The organism is Pantoea sp. Z09, from assembly GCF_022394795.1.
GTDB lineage: Bacteria > Pseudomonadota > Gammaproteobacteria > Enterobacterales > Enterobacteriaceae > Pantoea > Pantoea latae.
On record NZ_CP092373.1, the window covers coordinates 3,393,013 to 3,415,994 of the forward strand.

Consider the following 22,982-nt stretch of genomic DNA (forward strand, 5'->3'; position numbering starts at 1 on the left):
TGCCTCTTAGATTGCGGCGGCCAGTCTACATAACTCGTCGTGAAAATTTTCAGTCATTTTCATCAAAAAGTGTGAACCGGCTCAAATTAGAAGTTTCGACGAACAGCAAAGCCCTCATCCCGGAAGATGATGACTTAACGGGTAATTCAGGCAATGAAAGTTCGTCAGCTATTGCTGGTCAGATTCTGATAAATCGTCTTGTGTCTGGCCGAGTTGCGCCAGTTCCAACAATGCGTATCGGTGTTCAACAAAGTTATTGACGTTGTTGGCCACCGCCAGTTTGAACAGCGCTTTCGCGTTGTCTTTCTCCCCCAGACTTAGGTAGTGCTTACCTAAATAGAAGTTGGTTTCACTGAGATGTTCAGCGAGCGAGGTGTTATCCGTTGCGTCTGCCTTGAGACGTTCCATCAGCGTGCTTTCACTGATGTCGCCAAGGTAGAATTCGACAATGTTCCATCCCCATTGATCACGGGCCGCTTTGTCGTAACGCTGCTGCAGCGCAACTTTCGCCTTGTCTGCATCCATCTCACGTTCGTCGAGATAGAGCCACAGGCTGCGGAAAGGATCGTTGGGATCGTCTTGATAAAACGCCAGCAGATCATCTTGCGCTAACTTGTATCGACCGCCGTAATAGAGGGCGATACCACGGTTTAAATGCGCATAGTTGTAAGTTGGATCAAGCTCAAGTACAGAATCAAACGCTTCATAGGCAGCATCAAAATTGCCTGCCTGCGTTAAGTATATGCCGAGATAGTTAAACACTTCCGGCATATCTGGTCTGATAGACAGCGCTTGCGAGAAATCGTTCCGCGCCAGTGCTCTCAAACCAAGACTATCATACAACACTCCGCGCTCATATAACAGCTGTGCGCGTTCATCATCGGTCAGGGCGCGACTGGCAAGAATTTGTTCCATGCGTGCCAGAATCACTTCCTGCTGCAGTGTGGGCTGTAGAGGTACTGCAAGAACTTCGTTCTTACGCCAATTGGAGTTGCTGCATCCTGCCAGCGTGATAGCTGTCGCAACAAAACACCAGCGCAAAAAAGGCTTCATTTCCCACTCCCGAATACAAACATTAGGATAACGCTCCTGTCATCCGGCTGCTGTGCACAAGGATTCCCGCCCTCGCGATGACACAAACGCCTCTCCCATTCACGATGGGATAAGGAGAGGCAAACAGGGAATTACTCTGCGTCTGGCGCGCTGGTCACAACAGCTTCTTCGCCCTGCGGCTTAGACTCTGTTGCTTCTTTGATGCTCAGACGGACGCGGCCCTGACGGTCCACTTCCAGTACCTTAACCGGCACTTCCTGGCCCATCTGCAGGTAGTCGGTCACTTTCTCTACGCGCTTGTCGGCGATCTGAGAAATGTGCACCAGACCTTCCTTGCCGCCGCCAATGGCGACGAAGGCGCCGAAGTCGACGATACGGGTCACTTTACCGCTGTAAACACGGCCCACTTCGATCTCGGCGGTGATCTCTTCGATGCGACGAATCGCCTCTTTCGCCTTCAGACCGTCGGTCGCCGCGATTTTCACGGTGCCATCGTCTTCGATCTCGATAGTGGTGCCGGTCTCTTCGGTCAGCGCACGGATCACGGAACCGCCTTTACCGATCACATCTTTGATCTTGTCTGAATTGATCTTGATGGTGTAAATGCGCGGCGCGAACTCAGAGATTTCCTGACGCGGCGAGCTGATCGCCTGCTCCATCACGCCCAGGATGTGCAGACGCGCACCTTTGGCCTGATTCAGGGCAACCTGCATGATTTCGCGGGTGATACCTTCGATTTTGATGTCCATCTGCAGCGCGGTGATGCCGTCGCGGCTACCGGCTACTTTGAAGTCCATGTCGCCGAGGTGATCTTCGTCGCCGAGGATATCGGAGAGCACCACGAACTTCTCATCTTCTTTCACCAGACCCATTGCGATGCCGGCAACGGCCGCTTTGATCGGCACGCCTGCATCCATCAGCGCCAGAGAGGCACCGCAGACGGAAGCCATAGAAGAAGAACCGTTGGATTCGGTGATCTCAGAGACGACGCGAACGGTGTACGGGAACTCTTCCTGTTTCGGCATCACTGCCAGCACGCCACGCTTCGCCAGACGGCCGTGGCCGATTTCACGGCGCTTCGGCGAGCCGACCATGCCGGTTTCGCCGACAGAGTACGGAGGGAAGTTGTAGTGGAACAGGAAGCTGTCGGTACGTTCGCCCATCAGCTCGTCCAGGTTCTGCGCGTCGCGCGCGGTACCCAGCGTCGCGGCGACCAGCGCCTGCGTTTCGCCACGGGTGAACAGCGCGGAGCCGTGCGTGCGCGGCAGAACGCCGGTGCGCACATCCAGACCACGGATCATATCTTTTTCACGGCCGTCGATACGCGGTTCGCCGTTCAGGATACGGGTACGCACCACGTTCTTTTCCAGGCTGTGCACGATGTCGCCGATTTCAGCGTCGTCCAGCGTCTCATCTTCCGCCAGCAGCGCAGCGATGGTTTCGTCTTTGATGACGCCAACCTGAGTGTAACGCTCTTGCTTGTCGGTGATGCGGTAAGCGTCGCTGATGCGCGCTTCAGCCAGCGCGGCAACGCGTGCGATCAGCGCGTCGTTAGCCGGCTCAGGCTGCCAGTCCCAGCGCGGTTTGCCCGCTTCGGCGACCAGTGAATTGATGTTTTCGATCACAACCTGCTGCTGCTCGTGGCCGAACACCACGGCGCCCAGCATCTGATCTTCGGTCAGGATTTCCGCTTCGGATTCCACCATCAGTACGGCGTTCTGAGTACCGGCAACCACCAGATCCAGACGAGACTGTTTGATTTCGTCAGCGGTCGGGTTCAGCACGTACTGGTCGTTGATGTAACCCACGCGCGCAGCACCGATTGGACCGTTGAACGGCAGGCCAGAGAGCGCCAGCGCGGCGGATGCGCCGATCATCGCGACGATATCCGGGTTAACCTGCGGGTTAACAGAAACGACGGTGGCGATAACCTGCACTTCGTTGACGAAGCCTTCCGGGAACAGCGGACGGATCGGGCGGTCAATCAGACGCGCGATCAGGGTCTCGCCTTCGCTTGGACGGCCTTCACGACGGAAGAAGCTGCCCGGGATACGGCCAGCAGCGTAGGTACGCTCCTGGTAGTTCACGGTCAGCGGGAAAAAGTCCTGGCCTGGCTTGGCTTTCTTCTGGCCGACAACAGTAACGAATACGGCGGTGTCGTCCATGCTGGCCATAACGGCTGCGGTGGCCTGGCGTGCCATCATGCCGGTTTCCAGCGTGACGGTATGCTGACCATATTGGAATTGACGTACGATCGGGTTCAGCAAAATGAATTCCTTAACTTCGGGGCGACGCCTCTCTGGCGCGCCATGGATTACCGATCTTCAGCTGCATCCTCGCGACTAATGACAACCCTTAACCGAATCTGCGGTAAAGCCTCTCATTAGCCGCGCGAACCTCTGCAAACGAAGATCACTCACTGCAACAATACATGAGTTTGGTCCGGATTGCTGCGCATTGCTCGAAAAAAGGGGCCATAAAGGCCCCCTTTTCGTGAAACTCGCACGAATCTGATCGCAAGACGCGTTTTTTCGCAAACTCTCTGCGCTACATCCTTGATCAGATTCTTCAGACTTAGCGACGCAGACCCAGGCTTTCGATCAGGCTGGTGTAGCGAGCAACGTCTTTACGCTTCAGGTAGTCCAGCAGCTTACGACGCTGGGATACCATGCGCAGCAGACCGCGACGGCTGTGGTGGTCTTTTTTGTGCTCAGAGAAGTGACCCTGCAGGTGGTTAATCTGAGCAGTCAGCAGGGCAACCTGAACTTCAGTTGAACCGCTGTCGTTAGCGCCACGACCGTATTTGGCAACGATCTCTGCTTTAGCTTCTACGCTTAGAGACATAATAAACTCCAGTAATAAATGAATGTATGGGTGCCGATCTCTAATTCAGCTACCCGCTTTAAAGCCGCGCTATTCTACTCTTCGCCCGATGGCAACGCAAATGGGACGTTAAGCTAAGGTTACGCGGGATACTCCACCACCAGACGACGCGGCGCGACGCGTCCGTCGTCGGCGATTTCCGCCATGCCGATAAATTTCTGCGCATCGCCTTCGGTGACGCGCACCAGCCCGCTCTGCGGCGCACCTGCGGCCTGAATCGGCATGCCTTGCTTAAATGAGGCAGCAGCAGCGGCAGAGATATTCACCTGCGGAAAATCTTCCGCCGGGCTGTCCATCGGCAGCAGCAGCGCGTCGAGCGGCGCGTAGTCCGGCGTCTCCGCCGCGTTGACCGTTGCCGCTATCGCCTGCAGCTGCTCCAGCGTCATCATCTTTTCGATCGGGTAGCGCGCCACCTGCAAACGACGCAGCATAATAACGTGTGCGCCGCAGCCGAGCTTTTCGCCCAGATCGTCGATGATGGTGCGAATATAGGTGCCTTTGGAAACGTGAATTTCCAGCTCCAGCTCACTCTCTTCCCAGCGGATAAACTGCAGCTCGAACACGGTGATCGGACGCGCGTCGCGCGGCACGGTAATGCCTTCGCGCGCGTACTCATAGAGCTTGCGCCCCTGATACTTCAGCGCCGAAAACATGGTTGGCACCTGCATCGTCTCGCCGCGGAAACTCTCCAGCGCCGCATCCAGATCCGCCTGGCTAAAGGTCACCGGACGGGTCTCGATCAGATTGCCGTCGGCGTCGGAGGTGTCGGTGCGCTCGCCGAGGCGCGCGATAACGCGATAGCGTTTATCCGAGTCGAGCAGGTACTGAGAAAACTTGGTGGCTTCGCCGAGGCAGATCGGCAGCATGCCGGTCGCCAGCGGATCGAGCGCGCCGGTGTGGCCCGCCTTGTTGGCGTTGAACAGGCGCTTTACTTTTTGCAGCACATCGTTAGACGACGCGCCCTGCTGTTTATCCAGCAGGAACACGCCGTGGACGTCGCGACCGCGACGACGAGGACGACTCATTAGTCCTCCTTGTCATCTTCCGCCGGGTTTTCACCGCGACGCTCGACATCGTTCCGGATCACGTTAGAGACCAGGTTCGACATGCGCATACCTTCAATCAGCGAGTTATCGTAGAAGAAGGTCAGCTCCGGCACGATGCGCAGACGCATCGCCTTGCCGAGCAGGATACGAATATAGCCAGACGCCTCTTTCAGCGCTTTCAGGCCGTTTTTCACCGCTTCTTCATCTTTATCGTTGAGGAAGGTGACAAACACTTTGGCATATGCGAGATCGCGCGACACTTCCACGCCAGACACCGTTACCATCATGCCGAGACGCGGATCTTTTATCTCGCGCTGCAGAATGATGGCGATCTCTTTTTGCAGCTCCTGCGACACGCGCTGCGGGCGGCCAAATTCTTTCGCCATAATCATCTCTCCAAAATAATTCGGGAGGCCAGCGGCCTCCCAAATTGCAACACATCGCGTAATGCTTATTCGATGGTGCGCTTAACTTCAATCACTTCGAACACTTCGATCATATCGCCAACGCGAACGTCGTTGTAGTTCTTCACGCCGATACCACACTCCATGCCGTTACGCACTTCGTTGACGTCATCTTTGAAGCGACGCAGAGATTCCAGCTCGCCTTCATAGATAACCACGTTGTCGCGCAGGACGCGGATCGGGTTGTGACGCTTGATGTTGCCTTCGGTGACCATACAGCCCGCGATCGCGCCAAACTTCGGTGACTTGAACACGTCACGCACTTCCGCCAGACCGATAATCTGCTGTTTGAACTCCGGCGCCAGCATACCGCTCATCGCCGCTTTCACTTCGTCGATCAGATTATAGATGACGGAGTAGTAGCGCAGGTCGACGTTTTCAGCATCGATGACGCGACGCGCAGAGGCATCGGCACGCACGTTGAAGCCGAGGATAATGGCGTTGGAGGCCGCGGCCAGCGTGGCGTCGGTTTCGGTGATCCCACCAACGCCCGAACCGATAATCTTCACCTTCACTTCGTCGGTGGAGAGTTTCAGCAGCGAGTCGGAGATCGCTTCCACAGAGCCCTGGACGTCGGACTTCAGCACGATGTTCAGCTCGGAGACTTCGCCTTCGGTCATGTTGGCGAACATGTTCTCCAGCTTCGCCTTCTGCTGACGCGCCAGTTTGACTTCGCGGAACTTGCCCTGACGATAGAGTGCGACTTCACGCGCTTTCTTCTCGTCACGCACCACGGTTGCTTCATCGCCCGCTGCCGGCACGCCGGAGAGACCGAGGATTTCCACCGGGATAGAGGGACCCGCTTCCAGCACTTCGCGGCCCAGTTCGTCACGCATCGCACGCACACGGCCATATTCGAAGCCGCACAGCACGATGTCGCCTTTGTTCAGGGTACCTTCGCGCACCAGCACGGTAGCGACCGGACCACGACCTTTATCCAGGAAGGATTCGATTACCACGCCGCTCGCCATACCTTCACGGATCGCGGTCAGCTCCAGCACTTCCGCCTGCAGCAGAATGGCGTTCAGCAGGTCGTCGATGCCGGTACCGGCTTTCGCCGAGACGTTGACGAACATGTTTTCGCCGCCCCACTCTTCCGGAATGATGCCGTACTGGGTCAGTTCATTCTTCACGCGATCCGGATCGGCTTCCGGCTTATCGATTTTGTTGACGGCAACCACCACCGGCACGCCCGCTGCTTTCGCATGCTGGATCGCTTCGATGGTCTGCGGCATCACGCCGTCATCAGCCGCCACCACGAGGATAACGATATCCGTCGCCTGCGCACCACGTGCACGCATCGCGGTAAACGCGGCGTGGCCCGGGGTATCCAGGAAGGTGATCATGCCGTTGTCGGTTTCAACGTGGTAAGCACCGATGTGCTGGGTAATGCCGCCCGCTTCGCCAGAGGCGACTTTGGTCGAACGGATGTAGTCCAGCAGTGAGGTTTTACCGTGGTCGACGTGGCCCATGATGGTCACGACCGGCGCGCGGGATTCCTGCGCAGCATCGGTATCGCGATCGCTCATTACCGCTTCTTCCAGCTCGTTCTCGCGGCGCAGGATCACTTTGTGACCCATCTCTTCCGCAACCAGCTGAGCCGTTTCCTGATCGATCACCTGGTTGATGGTCGCCATCGCGCCCATCTTCATCATCGCTTTAATGACCTGCGAACCTTTCACCGCCATTTTGTTCGCCAGTTCGGCTACGGTGATGGTTTCGCCGATGATAACGTCGCGGTTAACCACCTGAGCGGGTTTATTGAAGCCCTGCTGCAGTGCGCTCGGTTTACGATGCTTGCCGCCTTTGCCACCGCGAATCTGCGCGCGCGCTTCTTCACGATCGGTTTTGGCTTCAGAATGCTTGTTGCCTTTTTTCGCCGGACGCGCCGCTTTAGCGGTGGTGCGCGCACGCGCGCGACCCGCTTCTACCTGACGGTCGTTTTCGTCTTCCGCCTGACGGGCATGAGTTGAAGTGGTGACGTGATAGTCGCCTTTATCTTCTTCCTCAGGTTTTTCCCATTCAGCCGATTTTTCTTCAGCCAGGCGGCGCGCTTCTTCAGCAACGCGGCGAGCGTCCTCTTCCAGCTTACGGCGCGCTTCTTCTTCCGCTTTACGCTTCAGTTCAGCCGCTTCCGCTTCGCGACGGGCTTTGTCGGACTGCGCAGCCTTGGTCATATCGTCGGTTTGATGATTCGTCACTTTTTCTTTTTCCGCTGCTTCACGCTTCGCCTTTTCAGCGGCTTCGCGCTTGGCTTTCTCTTCGGCATCACGTTGCGCTTTTTCTTCAGCTTCGCGACGGGCTTGTTCTTCCGCCTCGCGTTGCGCCTGTTCTTCCGCTTCACGCTGAGCCTGGGCTTCTGCTTCTGCCTGTTCAGCTTCCGCATCACCTTTTACGTAGGTGCGCTTTTTGCGGACTTCGATTTGCACCGATTTACTTTTACCCCCGGTGCCTGGGATATTCAAGGTACTGCGTGTCTTACGCTGCAATGTTAACTTGCTTGAGCCGGTCTGACCATGCTCGCGATTGAGGTGAGACAGTAAAGTTTCTTTCTCTTGCTGCGAGACCGCGTCGTTCTCCGACTTGCGGATCCCTGCGTCAGCGAATTGCTGAACCAGGCGATCGACCGGGGTCTGAATCTCTGCGGCCAGCGATTTTACGGTTACATCTGTCATGCTGTTCCTTCCTGTTATTACGCGTCATCGCCGAACCAGCAGATATTTCGCGCGGCCATAATCAGCGCGCCGGCTTGCTCATCATTCAGCCCTTCAATATCCGTCAGGTCGTCGACACCTTGCTCGGCGAGATCTTCCAGCGTGCAAACGCCTTTCGCCGCCAGGCGGTACGCCAGCGTACGATCCAGGCCGTCGAGATTCAGAAGATCCTCAGCAGGCTCCTGATTACCACGGCTCTCTTCTTTCGCCAGCGCCAGGGTGGTTAACGCATTTTTGGCTCGTTCACGCAGGGCTTCTACGGTCTCTTCGTCCAGACCATCAACGTCCAGCAGCTCGTTGATCGGCACGTATGCCAGCTCTTCCAGCGAAGAGAAGCCCTCTTCCACCAGTACGGTGGCGAACTCTTCGTCGATGTCGAGATGTTTAGTAAACATATCGATAGCAGCATGCGCTTCGGCCTGGTGTTTCGCCTGCAGATCATCGACGGTCATCACGTTCAGCTCCCAGCCGCTCAGCTGTGAAGCCAGACGCACGTTTTGGCCGTTACGGCCGATCGCCTGAGCCAGATTGCCGGCTTCAACAGCGATATCCATAGTGTGGTTATCTTCGTCAACCACAATCGACGCCACGTCGGCCGGGGCCATGGCGTTAATTACAAACTGCGCCGGGTTGTCATCCCACAGTACGATATCGATACGCTCGCCGCCCAGCTCGCTGGAAACGGCCTGCACGCGCGCGCCGCGCATGCCGACGCAGGCGCCGACCGGATCGATGCGTTTGTCGTTGGTTTTCACCGCGATTTTAGCGCGTGAGCCCGGATCGCGAGCCGCCGCTTTAATCTCGATGACTTCTTCGCCGATTTCCGGCACCTCAATGCGGAACAGTTCGATCAGCATTTCCGGCTTCGAGCGAGTCACGAACAGCTGCGCGCCGCGCGCTTCCGGACGAACGGCGTAGAGCACGCCGCGAATACGGTCGCCCGGGCGGAAATTCTCACGCGGCAGCATATCTTCACGCAAAATCACCGCTTCGGCGTTGCTGCCGAGATCCAGAGTGATATTGTCGCGGTTTACTTTCTTCACCACGCCGGTGATGATTTCGCCTTCGTGCTGGCGGAACTGATCGACCACCATCGCGCGCTCAGCTTCGCGCACTTTCTGCACGATAACCTGTTTCGCGGTCTGGGTGGTGATGCGGTCAAAGGTGACCGATTCGATCTGATCCTCGACGTAGTCGCCCAGATTGAACGCTTCATCCTCGAAGCGGGCTGCTTCCAGCGTGATCTCGCGCGTCGGCTGCGTCACTTCTTCTACGATTTCCCAACGACGGAACGTATCGAAGTCGCCGCTTTTACGGTCGATGCTGACGCGAACGTCAATCTCTTGCTCGTACTTCTTCTTGGTTGCAGTTGCCAGCGCGCTCTCCAGCGCTTCGAAGATTTTCTCACGCGGCAGGGCTTTTTCGTTAGAAACGGCTTCTACAACAGCTAAGATCTCTTTGTTCATCCTGGTTAGCCTCAATCCGGACTTTTAAAAGTGGGGGACCAGGTTCGCTTTCTGAATATTGCTCAGCGCGAACACCTCATCTTTACCCTCAACGGTCACCGTCACCATCTCGCCGTCAACCGACTTGATGATGCCCTGCCACTTGCGGCGGTTCTGTACCGCCATGCGCAGGACCAGACTGACTTCTTCGCCGGTATACCGCACGTAGTGTTCTGCGGTAAACATCGGGCGATCCAGTCCCGGTGAGGAGACTTCAAGGTTGTAAGCCACGGTGATGGGATCTTCCACATCCAGCACCGCGCTTACCTGGTGGCTGACATCCGCGCAATCATCGACATTGATGCCATCTTCACTATCAATATAGATGCGCAGGGTTGATGTGCGACCGCGAACGAATTCAATACCGACCAGTTCATAGCCGAGCGCTTCTACCGGAGCCGATACCAACTCTGTCAATTTTTGCTCTAATGTGGACAAGCCCACCCCCAAGACATAAAAAAAGGGCTTAATAGCCCAGTGTTGCGATTTCCTGATAACAAAAAACCCCGAAAATTCGGGGCTTTTTGTGACTGGACCCTGTACGCCGCTATGCGGCTCGGCACCGTCCAGAAGAATTTTTTTCAAAACTCGCTGCGATGCGCCCGTCGATGCATACAGTATATTTGAAAAAGAACTCTAAGGGAAAGTGGTTGCGGGGGCCGGATTTGAACCGACGACCTTCGGGTTATGAGCCCGACGAGCTACCAGGCTGCTCCACCCCGCGTCCGAAAACGTGACGAATGTTACGCTGATCTTGCGATTTTTGCAAGTAAAACTCAGATTTGGTACCGAGGACGGGACTTGAACCCGTAAGCCCAATCGGGCACTACCACCTCAAGGTAGCGTGTCTACCAATTCCACCACCTCGGCACTGTTCAGACCGCGACTTGAATCTGTCGCGTCGCAAGCTTGACGAACTTATTTAGGGATATCGTTACCCGGCGCCGCCGGTTGTGCTGGCTGAGTCGTTGACTGAGCCGGCGCAGACAGATTTTCCCACTCGCTTCCCTTTGAAGTCTTATTGGTGTTCAGGTTACCCAGAACCAGGCTGATGATGAAGAACAGCGCCGCGAGAATGCCGGTCATGCGAGTCATGAAGTTACCTGAACCCGTAGAACCGAACAGCGTTGCGGATGCGCCTGCACCGAATGAGGCTCCCATATCAGCGCCTTTACCTTGCTGCAGCATAATCAAACCCACGAGGGCGATGGCCACAATAAGGAAAACAACTAAAAGAGCTTCGTACATAATCAACCTGTTTCCTTGCGCGATAACCGCACAGTTAAGCTTCAGCCAGTATAGATGGGCCGTGTCGTCATCACCCATCAGAAGCGGGTGTGAATACTAACCAAAGGCGCATCCCTCTGCAAGGGTAATTTTCTTCGCTGCGATCGACTGCGGAAAAAAGCGCCATCCTGATGATTTTAACGGCGGATCGGCGTAAAAACCGCCGCCGTCAGCGTCTTAAACCGCCTTCACCTGCTCGGCGATACGGTGCGCCAGTTCGGTTACCTGGGCTTCGTTTTCACCCTCGACCATTACGCGAATCAGCGGCTCGGTGCCCGATTTACGCAGCAGCACGCGTCCACGCCCCGCCAGGGTTTTCTCCACCTCCGCCGTCACGCTTTTCACCGCGTCGTCTTCCAGCGGGTCGCCTTCGCCGCTAAAGCGGACGTTGACCAGCACCTGCGGCAGCATCTTCATGCCGCTGCACAGGTCGTGCAGGCTCATATGGTTGCGCACGATTGCAGTGAGCACTTGCAAACTTGCCACAATGCCGTCGCCGGTGGTGGTTTTATCCAGCAGGATAACGTGGCCCGAGTTTTCCGCGCCGAGACGCCATTTCTTCTCCTGCATCTTCTCCAGCACGTAGCGGTCGCCTACTTTGGCGCGCGCAAACGGAATGCCGAGCTGCTTCAGCGCCAGCTCCAGACCCATATTGCTCATCAGCGTGCCGACCACGCCGCCGCGCAGCTGGCCCTGACGCAGCCCTTCGCGCGCAATAATGTAGAGGATCTGATCGCCGTCGACTTTCTCGCCAAGGTGGTCGACCATCATGATGCGGTCGCCGTCGCCGTCGTAGGCCAGCCCCAGGTCTGCCTTCTCCGCCAGCACGCGCTGCTGCAGCATACGCAGGTCGGTCGCGCCGCACTCTTTGTTGATATTCATGCCGTCAGGCTGAGTGGCGATAGCGATAACGGTGGCGCCCAGTTCGCGCAGCACGTTAGGCGCGATGTGGTAGGTGGCGCCGTTGGCGCAGTCAACCACGATTTTAAGGCCGTTCAGGCTCAGCTCGCTCGGGAAGGTGCCCTTGCAGAACTCGATGTAGCGGCCCGCGGCGTCGACGATGCGGCTGGCGCGGCCCAGTTCGGCGGATTCGACGCAGGTCAGCGGCTTCTCCATCTCCAGCTCAATCGCCTCTTCTACCTCGTCCGGCAGCTTGGTGCCTTCGGCGGAGAAAAATTTAATGCCGTTGTCGTCAAACGGGTTGTGCGACGCGGAGATAACGATGCCCGCTTCGGCGCGGAAGGTGCGCGTCAGATAGGCGATGGCCGGTGTCGGCATTGGCCCGGTAAAGGCGGCCGAGAGACCTGCGGCCGCCAGGCCCGCTTCCAGCGCCGACTCCAGCATATAGCCGGAGATACGGGTGTCTTTGCCAATCAGCACCTTTCTGGAGCCGTGGCGCGCCAGCACCTTGCCCGCCGCCCAGCCCAGCTTCAGCACGAAGTCAGGGGTGATCGGCGCTTCGCCGACCTTGCCGCGAATGCCATCTGTACCGAAATATTTACGATTACTCATGCCTTAATTATCCTTTTGCTCTCCGTGTCGCTTCGACAACGCGCATCGCCTCGACCGTCTCTTTAACGTCATGTACACGAATGATCTGCGCGCCCTGCATGGCGGCGATCACCGCGCAGGTCAGGCTGCCGGTCAGGCGCTGTGACGGCCCGACATTCAACAGCTGACCAATCATAGATTTACGCGACATGCCCACCAGCAGCGGCAGTGAAAAATGGTGAAAATGGCTCAGGTGGGCCAGCAGCTCATAATTGTGGTTGAGATTCTTACCGAAACCGAAGCCAGGGTCGAGCAGCAGATTCGCTTTTTTAATGCCGGCAGCCTCGCAGCGCGCAATCTGATCCACGAAGTAAGCGTCCACTTCGTTCACCACATTTTGATACTCCGGCGCCTGCTGCATGGTGCGCGGCTCGCCCTGCATATGCATCAGGCAAACCGGCAGGTCGACCGCCGCCGCCGCTTCAAGGGCGCCAGGCTCCGACAGCGAACGAATATCGTTAATGATGTGAGCGCCCGCTCGCGCCGCCTCGCGGATCACCTCTGCCTTTGAGGTATCGACGGAGATCCACACCTCAAAGCGCTGGGCAATCGCCTCGACGACCGGAATGACGCGCGCCAGCTCTTCGTCGACGCTGACCTCGTCCGCGCCCGGACGCGTCGACTCGCCGCCGACGTCGATAATGGTGGCGCCTGCGTTGACCATCTCATTGGTGTGCGTGAGCGCTTCTACCAGCGAGTTATGCTTTCCACCATCGGAGAAGGAGTCCGGCGTGACATTCAAAATACCCATCACATGGGGAAACGAGAGATCGAGATGGGCATCACGGGCGTACAACTTCATGGGGAAAATCTCCTCTGATTACCTGATTACGGATGTAAAAAACCCCGGACCAGCCGGGGTTTTTGCAAGGGTGAAAACCCTGTTATTTGTCGAACTGCTCTGACATGGTGTTGCCAGGATTCGGGGTGCGCGGCTCATCGACAGGACGCGGCGCCTTCGGCGTGCCGTTGCTGTCGGAGTTGCTGCCCGGATCTTCCCAGCCTGCCGGCGGACGCACTTCGCGGCGCGCCATCAGGTCGTCGATCTGCGGCGCGTCGATGGTTTCATACTTCATCAGCGCGTCTTTCATCGCGTGAAGGATGTCCATGTTCTCGCCCAGAATACGGCGGGCGCGCTGGTAGTTGCTGTCGATCAGGTGCTTAACTTCCTGGTCGATAATGCGCGCGGTTTCGTCGGACATGTGTTTCGCTTTCGCCACTGAACGGCCGAGGAACACTTCGCCCTCTTCTTCCGCATACAGCAACGGACCGAGTTTTTCCGAGAAGCCCCACTGCGTCACCATGTTGCGCGCCAGGTTAGTGGCCACTTTGATGTCGTTAGAGGCGCCGGTGGAAACGTGTTCCGCACCGTAGATAATCTCTTCCGCCAGACGGCCACCGTACAGCGTCGAAATCTGGCTTTCCAGCTTCTGACGGCTGGCGCTGATCGCATCCCCTTCCGGCAGGAAGAAGGTCACACCCAGCGCGCGACCGCGCGGAATAATCGTCACCTTGTGCACTGGATCGTGTTCCGGCACCAGGCGACCGATAATGGCGTGGCCCGCTTCGTGGTAGGCAGTCGACTCTTTCTGCGCTTCCGTCATCACCATGGAGCGACGTTCCGCACCCATCATGATTTTGTCTTTCGCTTTCTCGAACTCTACCATCGACACCACGCGCTTGTTGCCGCGCGCGGCGAACAGCGCCGCTTCGTTCACCAGGTTAGCGAGATCCGCACCGGAGAAGCCCGGCGTACCGCGCGCGATGATGCCTGCGTCGATATCGGTCGCCAGCGGCACGCGGCGCATATGCACTTTCAGGATCTGCTCACGGCCGCGCACGTCCGGCAGACCGACCACGACCTGACGGTCAAAGCGGCCTGGACGCAGCAGCGCCGGGTCGAGAACGTCTGGGCGGTTCGTGGCGGCAATAACGATAATGCCTTCATTGCCTTCGAAACCGTCCATCTCTACCAGCATCTGGTTCAGGGTCTGTTCACGTTCGTCGTGACCGCCGCCCAAACCGGCGCCGCGCTGACGACCGACGGCGTCGATCTCATCGATAAAGATGATGCAGGGCGCAGCTTTCTTCGCCTGTTCGAACATGTCGCGCACGCGAGAGGCGCCGACGCCGACAAACATCTCAACGAAGTCAGAACCGGAAATGGTAAAGAACGGCACCTTGGCTTCGCCCGCGATGGCTTTCGCCAGCAGGGTTTTACCGGTACCTGGCGGGCCCACCATCAGCACGCCTTTCGGGATCTTACCGCCCAGCTTCTGGAAACGGCTCGGTTCGCGCAGATACTCGACCAGCTCGCCCACTTCCTCTTTCGCTTCGTCGCAGCCTGCCACGTCAGCGAAGGTGGTTTTGATCTGATCTTCCGTCAGCATGCGCGCCTTGCTCTTGCCAAAGGACATCGCGCCTTTGCCGCCGCCGCCCTGCATCTGACGCATAAAGAAGATCCACACGCCAATCAGCAGCAGCATCGGGAACCAGGAGATGAAGATTGAAGCCAGCAGGCTCGGCTCTTCCGGCGGTTCGCCAACCACTTTGACGTTTTTGGTCAACAGGTTATCGAGTAACTTGGGATCATTGACAGGAATGTAGGTCGTGTATTTATTACTGTCTTTCTTGATTACGTTAATCTCACGCCCGTTAATACGTGCCTCGCGGACCTGATCCTGGTTCACTTCCGACAGGAAGGTTGAATAATCAACCCTACGGCCATTCGACTCGCTGGGCCCAAAGCTCTGGAATACTGACATCAGCACGACCGCGATGACTAACCAGAGAATCAGGTTTTTCGCCATGTCACTCAAGGGATTAACCTCATATTACAACGGTGTTAACAGACAGCGTAGGGTACTATATATCCTTCATACATGGAATCGCGGCTGGTGGGCTGCAACTTCATCAATTGGGCTATAGTTTGCGCCCTGTCGCCACAATGTACACTTCGCGCGAACGTGATCGCGAAGCGTCCGGCTTACGAATTTTCACTTTCGTAAACAGGGAGCGAATTTCCCGCAGGTATTCATCGAAGCCATCTCCCTGAAACACTTTCACTACAAAACTGCCGCCCGGTGCCAGGATATCCCGACACATTTCGAGCGCCAGTTCAACCAAATACATCGAACGGGGAATATCCACTGCCGGCGTCCCGCTCATGTTGGGCGCCATATCCGACATGACCACCTGAACTTTTTGATCGCCTACGCGTTCAAGCAGCGCTTTGATCACCGATTCTTCACGGAAATCGCCCTGAAGGAAATCGACGCCGACGATAGGATCCATCGGCAAAATGTCGCAGGCGATAATGCGCCCCGACGCGCCGATTTGCTGCACCACATATTGTGACCAGCCGCCCGGTGCCGCCCCCAGATCTACCACGGTCATACCGGGTTTGAAAAGCTTGTCACCCTGTTGTATTTCATCAAGTTTAAACCAGGCGCGCGAACGCAACCCTTTTTTCTGTGCCTGAAGCACATATTTATCGCTAAAGTGTTCCTGTAACCAGCGGCTGGAGCTGGCCGAACGCTTTTTACCCGTCATAATTTTCTCAACTAAATCGTCATCGCAGCGATAAACCTGCACGCAATGGGTTGCGTTGATTTGGTGATAACCCCGAGATGGCGGTAGAATGAACCGTTTTCAATCCCTGAGTAAGCAAAAAATACGATGAATCTAAGTACCAAACAAAAACAGCACCTGAAAGGCCTCGCCCATCCACTGAAACCGGTGGTGATGATCGGCGGCAACGGCCTGACCGAAGGCGTGCTGGCCGAGATCGAATCCGCACTGCAACATCACGAACTGATCAAGGTGAAAGTCGCCTCGGAAGATCGTGAAACTAAACAGCTGATCGTTGAAGCTATCGTGCGTGAAACCAAAGCCAGCAACGTGCAGGTGATCGGTAAAACGCTGGTGCTGTATCGCCCCTCTAAAGAGAGCAAGATTTCTCTGCCGCGCTAACGCGCATGCCGGGCAACCGGCCAGAGAAAGTGCCATGCTCCCGCATGGGTTAAAAGGCCGCATCGCGGCCTTTTCCATTCTTTACATTAAGCTGTAACGCTTTTCAAAGCGTAGCTCTCTCTTAAAGGTATTCCACTTTAAGAATTTCGTACTCGACGTCGCCGCCCGGGGTTTTGATGATGGTCACATCATCTGCCTCTTTACCCACCAGGCCACGCGCCATCGGCGAATTCACCGAAATCAGATTTTGCTTAAAATCCGCTTCGTCATCGCCCACGATGCGATAGGTCGACTCTTCGTCGGTCTCGGTGTTCAGCACGGTCACGGTCGCGCCGAAAATCACGCGGCCGGTATTGGGCATCGTCGTGACGTCGATAACCTGCGCGTTAGAGAGCTTGGCTTCGATCTCCTGGATACGGCCTTCGCAAAACCCCTGCTCTTCGCGTGCGGCGTGATACTCCGCATTCTCTTTCAGGTCGCCGTGCTCGCGCGCGTCGGCAATCGAGGCGATGATGCGCGGGCGTTTGATCGTTTTTAGCTCGTTCAGCTCTTCGCGCAGCTTCTCGGCGCCCCTTAACGTCATCGGAATCTGATTCATTTAAGCTCCTCGCTCTCTTTCCTGTTTTAACGGCGTCGTCCTGACCAGTGTCCACAGAAAAACCGGTTCTGTAGGGTCTGACCCTCGTTTTGCAAATAAAAGAATCCTGACCCGGAAAAGGTTCCAGGCCAGAAAGTGGTTTTGCATTTTGATACGTATTTTAACCCAGAGTTCCCTGTGGGTCATCGTTTACTTTCTACCGCTGCGGGACGTAGTATTGACGCCTTCACCTGCCAGTTACCGCGAGATTATGCGATTTTCACGACTTGTTACCGGACTAACCTGTGCGTTTATGCTGCAGGCACAAGCAGCACCCGTTGATGAATACATGCAGTATTTGCCAGATGGTGCCAATCTGGCGTTGATGGTGCAGAAAGTGGGCGCCAGCGCCCCGATAATCGACTATCACGGTAAGCAGATGGCGTTGCCCGCCAGCACCATGAAGGTCATCACCGCGCTGGCGGCGCTGCTGGAGCTGGGCGGCGACTTTCGCTTCCAGACCACGCTGGAAACCAAAGGCGCCATCAGCGATGGCACGCTCAACGGCGATCTGGTGGCACGTTTCGCCGGCGACCCGACGCTAAGCCGTCAGGATCTGCGCAACATGGTCGCCGCGCTGAAGAAACAGGGCGTCACCCATATTAAAGGCAACCTGGTAATCGACACTTCGGTGTTCGCCAGCCATGACATGGCGCCGGGCTGGCCGTGGAACGATCTGACGCAGTGCTTCAGCGCGCCGCCGGGCGCGGCCATCGTTGATAAAAACTGCTTTTCCGTTTCGCTCTACAGCGCCACTACGCCGGGCGACACCGCCTTTGTGCGCATCGCCTCCTACTATCCCGCGCATATGTTCAGCCAGGTGCGCACCCTCGGCCGTAACAGCGGCGAAGGGCAATACTGCGAGCTGGACGTGGTGCCGGGTGAACTCAACCGCTACACGCTCACCGGCTGCATGCGCCAGCGCGCGGAGCCGCTGCCGCTGGCGTTCGCCGTGCAGGATGACGCCGCCTGGGCTGGCGAGATCCTGAAGCAGGAGCTGCGCCAGGCCGAGATCGACTACAGCGGCCACCTGGTGCGCCAGACGCAGGTCACCTCACCGGGCACGGTGCTGGCGTCGACGCAATCCGCGCCGCTGCACTCCCTGTTGCATACTATGCTGAAAAAGTCGGACAACATGATTGCCGACACGGTGTTCCGCACCATCGGCCATCACTACTTCAACGTGCCGGGCACCTTCCGCGCCGGATCGGACGCCATTCGTCGTATCCTGCGCGAGAAAGCCAACGTGGATTTAGGCAACAGTATTCAGGTGGATGGTTCGGGCCTGTCGCGCCACGATCTCATCGCGCCGGACACCATGATGCAGGTGCTGCAGTACATCGCGAAGAACGACGCGACGCTGGACTATATCTCTATGCTGCCGCTGGCGGGCCATGACGGCACGCTGCTCTATCGCGGCGGTCTGCATGAGGCGGGCGTCGACGGCAAAGTCTCGGCGAAAACGGGCTCGCTGCAGGGCGTTTATAACCTGGCCGGCTTTATCACCACCGCCAGCGGCGCGCGCGTCGCCTTTGTGCAGTTCCTGTCGGGCTACGCGGTGCCGCCGCAGGATCAGCGCACGCGACGCGTTCCGCTGGTGCGCTTCGAGAGCCGACTCTATCGGGACATCTACCAGAATAACTAGCGCATGAAAATATTGATCGTTGAGGATGATGTATTGCTGCAGGCGGGCCTGACGCAGGCGCTGAGCAGCCAGGGCTACGCCGTTGACGGCGCCGCCAGCGCCGCCGAGGCGGATGCGCTGCTGCACAGCGCGCAGTACAGCCTTATCGTACTGGATCTCGGCCTGCCGGATCGCGACGGCAGCGATCTGCTGCGTCAGTGGCGGCGATCCGGCGTCGATCTGCCGGTCTTGATCCTCACCGCGCGCGACGCGCTCGACGATCGCGTTGAGGGACTCGACGCCGGTGCCGACGACTATCTGATCAAGCCGCTGGCGCTGGCGGAGCTGCAGGCGCGGGTGCGCGCGCTGATCCGCCGCTATCAGGGTCGCAGCGATAATCTGCTGCAGCAGGGCGATTTGACGCTCAATCTCTCTTCCCAGCAGGTATTGCTGGAGAACCAGCCGCTCGACGTGACGCCCAAAGAGTTCGCGCTGCTGACGCGGCTGCTGATGCGCGTTGGTCAGAACGTGCATCGCGAAACCCTGCAGCAGGATCTCTACAGCTGGCAGGACGACACCGGATCCAACACGCTGGAGGTGCATATCCACAACCTGCGCCGCAAGCTGGGCAAAGATCGTATCAAAACCGTGCGCGGCGTCGGCTATCGGCTGGAGAACCGCGAATGAACAGCATGCGTCAGCGCCTGCTGATTATGCTGGCGCTGATCCTGCTCACCTGTCAGATCATGAGCGCCTTCTGGCTGTGGCACGAAAGCCGCGAGCAGATCAGCTTTCTCGTCAACGAAACCCTCTCGGCGAAGGCGCGCAACGATCGCGTCGAAAATGAGATCCGCGAAGCCATCGCCTCGCTGCTGCTGCCTTCTGTGGTGATGGTCGGCCTGACGCTGGTGCTCTCCTTCTGGGCGATTAGCTGGATCGTGCGTCCGCTGCGCGCGCTGCAGACCAGCCTGGCGCAGCGCTCCGCCGATAACCTGACGCCGCTCGCCATTCACTCCGATATGGAAGAGGTGGTGGCGGTCACCGGCGCAATTAACCAGCTGCTGGCGCGCCTCGATCATACTTTACAGCAGGAACGGCTCTTCACCGCAGACGCTGCCCATGAGCTGCGCACACCCCTCGCCGGCCTGCGCCTGCATCTTGAACTGCTGCAGCAGCAAGGGGTGCCGCACAGCGAGATGCTGGTGGCGCGCATCGATCAGCTGATGCACACCGTGGAACAGCTGCTGATGCTGGCGCGCGCCAGCCAGGCGTTAGCCAGCGGCCATGCGCAGCCGATTCACTGGCAGGCGGACATTCTGCAGCCGCTGCAGCCGGAAATGCGCGAGCTGGCCGATCAGCGTCAGCAGCGGCTGCGCTGGCCAGATTCAGAGGTGGCGCCGAGCCAGGGCGAACCGGTGCTGCTGCGTCTGCTGCTGCGCAATCTGCTGGAGAATGCCTCGCGCTACAGTCCTGCGGAGAGCGAGATTACCATTACGCTGGAAGCGCGCGACGGCAATATCATTCTGAGCGTGATGGACGAAGGACCCGGCATCGATCCCGATGCGGCGGAGGAGCTAACCAAAGCGTTTCGCCGACGCGATCAGCGCTACGGCGGCAGCGGGCTGGGGCTAAATATTGTGCTGCGCATCCTGCAGATGCACTATGGCGAGCTGAAGCTCATCAATCGCAGCGATCGCAGCGGACTTATCGCCCGCTGCGTGCTGCCGTTGCGGCTTAACTGATTAGAACTGCGTGTTCAGGCTGACGTAGTAAGTCCGGCCTGATTCGTTGTAGGTATTCGCGCCCGCACCATACAGGTAAGAATTGGTGGTGGCGTTGCCGGTGGTCTGGGCGTTGCCCTGACGGAAGTGGCGCTTATCGAACAGGTTGTCGATGCCGACCGTCACGCTGGCGTACTTATTAACGTCATAGGTGCCGCTCATGCCGACCACCGAGTAAGGGCTGACCTCTTCGGTGGCGCTGCCGGTGACCGCATTGCCTTTGTAGTCATACTTCTTCGGCACCTGCTTGCCGTACCAGGTGAGCGTGGTTTGCAGCGACAGATCCTGGGTTGCCTGCCAGCTCAGCGTGGAGTTCAGCGTATAGTCGGGAATAATCGACAGGCGATCGCCGGTCTCTTTATTCTTGCTCTGTAGCATATAGGTGAAGTTGTTGTTCCACGCGATGCTCTCGGTCACCGGAATATTCACCGTGCCTTCCAGCCCTTCCACCACCGCTTTCGGCACGTTCTCCCACTTATAGATGTCGGTGGTGCCGTTTGACGCTTTGCCGGACGGCGCATAGCCCGCCTCGATCTTGTTGCGGTAGTCGTTGCGGAACCAGGTCAGACCCGCCTGATAGCCTTCATGCTTCCACTCCAGCCCAATCTCTTTATTGATGCTGTTTTCCGCTTTCAGATCTTTGTTGCCCTGCAGATAGCAGGCGCCGGTGCTGGCAGCGCAGCCCTGTCCGTTGCTGTAGAGCAGATAGTTAGGGTTGGTCTGGTAGAGGCTCGGCGCTTTATAGGCGCGGCCGATACCCATCTTCAGCGTGAAGTCGTCACCTAAGCCCTGCGAGAGGTTAAGCGACGGGCTCCAGTTATCGCCGACGATAGAGTGGTGATCGAAGCGCAGGCTCGGCGTCAGCATGGTGCTGTCGGTCAGCTCCATATTGTCTTCGGCGAACAGCGAGAAGATTTCCGCCTGCGAATAGGGGCTGCGGCCAGAGCTGGAGATGCCCGGCACCGAGCCGTTCGAGGCGGCCTGCGTGGTCGACGAGGGATCCTTCATGCGCTGCTGGTTCCACTCGGTGCCGAAGGTCGCGGTCTGATTCACCAGCAGTTCGAACGGCACGCTGATCTCGCTGTGCAGCAGCACGTCGTCCAGCTGGATGGTGTTGAAGCCGCTGTTGGAGAAGATGCCTTCGGTGCCGCCGGCCAGCCCTTCGTTGATGCGCGAGTTGCGCGTATTTTCATAGCGCGCATAGGTGTTGGTGCTGATGCCGTTGTCCCAGGCGCCGGTCCACTTCACGGCGAAATTCTGGCGGTAGAGGCGGTTGGTCTCTTTGCCGTAGAGGCTTTTCACCAGCGCGCTGGTGTTGGTGTTCTGGGTGTCGCCGGAGTAGAGGTTGCCCTGGCGGCTGTAGCCCGCCTGGAACTCCAGCGCCTGCATCGGCGCGAACGCCCAGCGCAGCATGGCGTTGATGTCTTTATTCACCACCCCCTCGCGGCCCGCCGGATAGCTGCCGGCGTAGCTGCCGGTGCGCTCCGCCGCGTGGCCTTCGTTGATGTCGTAGGCGTCCGCCTGGGTTTTCGCCAGGTTGCCGTAGAGGCGGAAGCTGACGTCGTCGCCCAGCGGCCCTTCCAGGCTGAAGTTGGTGCGGCGCGTGGCGCCTTCGTCTTTGTGCTCCGGCACGTTGTAGTAGGCGTTCCACGAGCCGTGCCACTGCTGGTCATCATATTTTTTGGTGATGATATTCACCACGCCGCCTGCCGCGCCGTTGCCGTAGCGCACCGCCGCCGGGCCGCGAATGACGTCGATGCGTTCAATCATCTCCGGCGGCACCCAGTTGGTATCGCCGCGCGTATCGCGCTCGCCGCGCCAGCCGAGACGCACCGAGTTGCGGCTGGAGACCGGCATGCCGTCCACCAGAATCAGGGTGTTCTCCGGCCCCATGCCGCGAATGTCGATTTGACGGTTGTTGCCGCGCTGGCCGCTGGTGGAGTTGCCGGTCAGGTTGACGCCCGGCATGGTGCGGATAATTTCCGACACGTCGCGCGCAGGGGGACGCTTTTTGATCTCGTCCGCGGTAATGGTGGAGACGCCCGGCGCCTGCAGGTTCTGCTGCGCGGCGCTCACCACCAGCGTGTCGTCGTGCGAAGTAGAAGAGGTGCTGGTGTCGGCAGCCTGCACGCTGGTGGCGGCAAGGCCGAGTTCAATCAGAATGGCTAATGACAAACGGGATAATTTAGGCATTTTTTATGTTCCTGGATTGCCGGCGGAAACCAGATGTCTCCTGCGGGCGCGCCGGTGAAAGAGTCATTCTTTGCAAGCAAGCATTCCAGCCGCACCCAGGCCCTCCTTCGCGGAACATCCACCTGACAACACAGGCTGATGAGGCTGGCGGAACGCGCGCGCTCCTGGTGTCGGAGCGGGAAACACCCTATTGCAAATGCAAATAATTATCAATAGTATTATTCATAACATCTGCGCAACGCTGCGCGCATCGGGTCCAGTAAATAGTGCAT

20 protein-coding genes and 2 tRNA genes are annotated in these 22,982 nt (G+C 57.8%); 4 read left to right on the forward strand and 18 right to left on the reverse strand.

Annotated features, from left to right (window positions below; all coding sequences use genetic code 11):
- Positions 1–6 precede the first annotated feature (6 nt).
- From yrbN to rlmE, 16 genes are all read right to left on the reverse strand, one after another.
- Positions 7–63 (reverse strand): protein YrbN, encoded by a 57-nt coding sequence (gene yrbN / locus MC269_RS18885; protein ID WP_100229640.1) that lies wholly within the window; start codon positions 61–63, stop codon positions 7–9.
- Positions 64–168: 105 nt separating this feature from the next.
- Positions 169–1,053: a lipoprotein NlpI gene (nlpI, locus tag MC269_RS16220; protein ID WP_033749316.1), complete on the reverse strand. Its 885-nt coding sequence runs from the start codon at positions 1,051–1,053 to the stop codon at positions 169–171.
- A 131-nt stretch (positions 1,054–1,184) separates the two neighbouring features.
- Positions 1,185–3,320, reverse strand: coding sequence for a polyribonucleotide nucleotidyltransferase (gene pnp, locus MC269_RS16225; RefSeq protein WP_081136882.1), 2,136 nt, complete (start codon positions 3,318–3,320; stop codon positions 1,185–1,187).
- A 307-nt stretch (positions 3,321–3,627) separates the two neighbouring features.
- Complete coding sequence (gene rpsO / locus MC269_RS16230; protein WP_010615981.1) at positions 3,628–3,897, reverse strand: 30S ribosomal protein S15; 270 nt, start codon at positions 3,895–3,897, stop codon at positions 3,628–3,630.
- 119 nt (positions 3,898–4,016) lie between these two features.
- A complete protein-coding gene (gene truB, locus MC269_RS16235; RefSeq protein ID WP_239953035.1) occupies positions 4,017–4,961 on the reverse strand; it encodes a tRNA pseudouridine(55) synthase TruB in 945 nt (314 codons plus the stop codon).
- Positions 4,961–5,368 carry a 30S ribosome-binding factor RbfA gene (gene rbfA / locus MC269_RS16240; RefSeq protein ID WP_239953036.1) on the reverse strand — a complete coding sequence of 136 codons (408 nt, stop codon included), beginning with the start codon at positions 5,366–5,368 and terminating at the stop codon, positions 4,961–4,963. The genes truB and rbfA overlap by 1 nt, the downstream gene beginning before the upstream one ends.
- Positions 5,369–5,433: 65 nt before the next feature.
- Complete coding sequence (gene infB / locus MC269_RS16245) at positions 5,434–8,121, reverse strand: translation initiation factor IF-2 (protein ID WP_239953037.1); 2,688 nt, start codon at positions 8,119–8,121, stop codon at positions 5,434–5,436.
- Between the two features lie 17 nt (positions 8,122–8,138).
- Positions 8,139–9,626 carry a transcription termination factor NusA gene (gene nusA / locus MC269_RS16250; RefSeq protein WP_081136885.1) on the reverse strand — a complete coding sequence of 496 codons (1,488 nt, stop codon included), beginning with the start codon at positions 9,624–9,626 and terminating at the stop codon, positions 8,139–8,141.
- A gap of 24 nt (positions 9,627–9,650) precedes the next feature.
- A complete protein-coding gene (gene rimP / locus MC269_RS16255; protein ID WP_033749310.1) occupies positions 9,651–10,103 on the reverse strand; it encodes a ribosome maturation factor RimP in 453 nt (150 codons plus the stop codon).
- 209 nt (positions 10,104–10,312) lie between these two features.
- A tRNA-Met gene (locus tag MC269_RS16260) sits at positions 10,313–10,389 on the reverse strand.
- Positions 10,390–10,448: 59 nt separating this feature from the next.
- A tRNA-Leu gene (locus tag MC269_RS16265) sits at positions 10,449–10,535 on the reverse strand.
- Positions 10,536–10,583: 48 nt separating this feature from the next.
- Positions 10,584–10,913 (reverse strand): preprotein translocase subunit SecG, encoded by a 330-nt coding sequence (gene secG / locus MC269_RS16270; RefSeq protein WP_239953038.1) that lies wholly within the window; start codon positions 10,911–10,913, stop codon positions 10,584–10,586.
- Between the two features lie 216 nt (positions 10,914–11,129).
- The gene (gene glmM, locus MC269_RS16275) at positions 11,130–12,464 is read right to left on the reverse strand and encodes a phosphoglucosamine mutase (protein ID WP_081136886.1); all 1,335 of its coding nucleotides are present in this window, start codon (positions 12,462–12,464) and stop codon (positions 11,130–11,132) included.
- A gap of 7 nt (positions 12,465–12,471) precedes the next feature.
- Positions 12,472–13,305 (reverse strand): dihydropteroate synthase, encoded by an 834-nt coding sequence (gene folP, locus MC269_RS16280; RefSeq protein WP_239953039.1) that lies wholly within the window; start codon positions 13,303–13,305, stop codon positions 12,472–12,474.
- Positions 13,306–13,387: 82 nt separating this feature from the next.
- Positions 13,388–15,313: an ATP-dependent zinc metalloprotease FtsH gene (gene ftsH / locus MC269_RS16285; protein ID WP_081136888.1), complete on the reverse strand. Its 1,926-nt coding sequence runs from the start codon at positions 15,311–15,313 to the stop codon at positions 13,388–13,390.
- Between the two features lie 112 nt (positions 15,314–15,425).
- Positions 15,426–16,055, reverse strand: coding sequence for a 23S rRNA (uridine(2552)-2'-O)-methyltransferase RlmE (gene rlmE, locus MC269_RS16290; RefSeq protein WP_081137164.1), 630 nt, complete (start codon positions 16,053–16,055; stop codon positions 15,426–15,428).
- A 126-nt stretch (positions 16,056–16,181) separates the two neighbouring features.
- Here rlmE and yhbY point away from each other — a divergent pair, with 126 nt between their 5' ends.
- Complete coding sequence (gene yhbY, locus MC269_RS16295; RefSeq protein ID WP_239953040.1) at positions 16,182–16,475, forward strand: ribosome assembly RNA-binding protein YhbY; 294 nt, start codon at positions 16,182–16,184, stop codon at positions 16,473–16,475.
- A gap of 121 nt (positions 16,476–16,596) precedes the next feature.
- Here the strand turns inward: yhbY and greA are convergent, their stop codons facing one another.
- Complete coding sequence (gene greA, locus MC269_RS16300) at positions 16,597–17,073, reverse strand: transcription elongation factor GreA (protein ID WP_239953041.1); 477 nt, start codon at positions 17,071–17,073, stop codon at positions 16,597–16,599.
- A 250-nt stretch (positions 17,074–17,323) separates the two neighbouring features.
- Here greA and dacB point away from each other — a divergent pair, with 250 nt between their 5' ends.
- Genes dacB through pmrB form a run of 3 tightly spaced genes read left to right on the forward strand, consistent with a single transcriptional unit; the run spans position 17,324 to position 20,478 of the window.
- Positions 17,324–18,757: a serine-type D-Ala-D-Ala carboxypeptidase gene (dacB, locus tag MC269_RS16305; protein WP_239953042.1), complete on the forward strand. Its 1,434-nt coding sequence runs from the start codon at positions 17,324–17,326 to the stop codon at positions 18,755–18,757.
- 3 nt (positions 18,758–18,760) lie between these two features.
- Complete coding sequence (gene pmrA / locus MC269_RS16310; RefSeq protein WP_081136896.1) at positions 18,761–19,423, forward strand: two-component system response regulator PmrA; 663 nt, start codon at positions 18,761–18,763, stop codon at positions 19,421–19,423.
- A complete protein-coding gene (gene pmrB, locus MC269_RS16315) occupies positions 19,420–20,478 on the forward strand; it encodes a two-component system sensor histidine kinase PmrB (RefSeq protein WP_239953043.1) in 1,059 nt (352 codons plus the stop codon). The genes pmrA and pmrB overlap by 4 nt, the downstream gene beginning before the upstream one ends.
- Here pmrB and MC269_RS16320 read toward each other — a convergent pair whose 3' ends face one another.
- Positions 20,479–22,710, reverse strand: coding sequence for a TonB-dependent siderophore receptor (locus tag MC269_RS16320; RefSeq protein WP_239953044.1), 2,232 nt, complete (start codon positions 22,708–22,710; stop codon positions 20,479–20,481).
- Positions 22,711–22,982 lie beyond the last annotated feature (272 nt).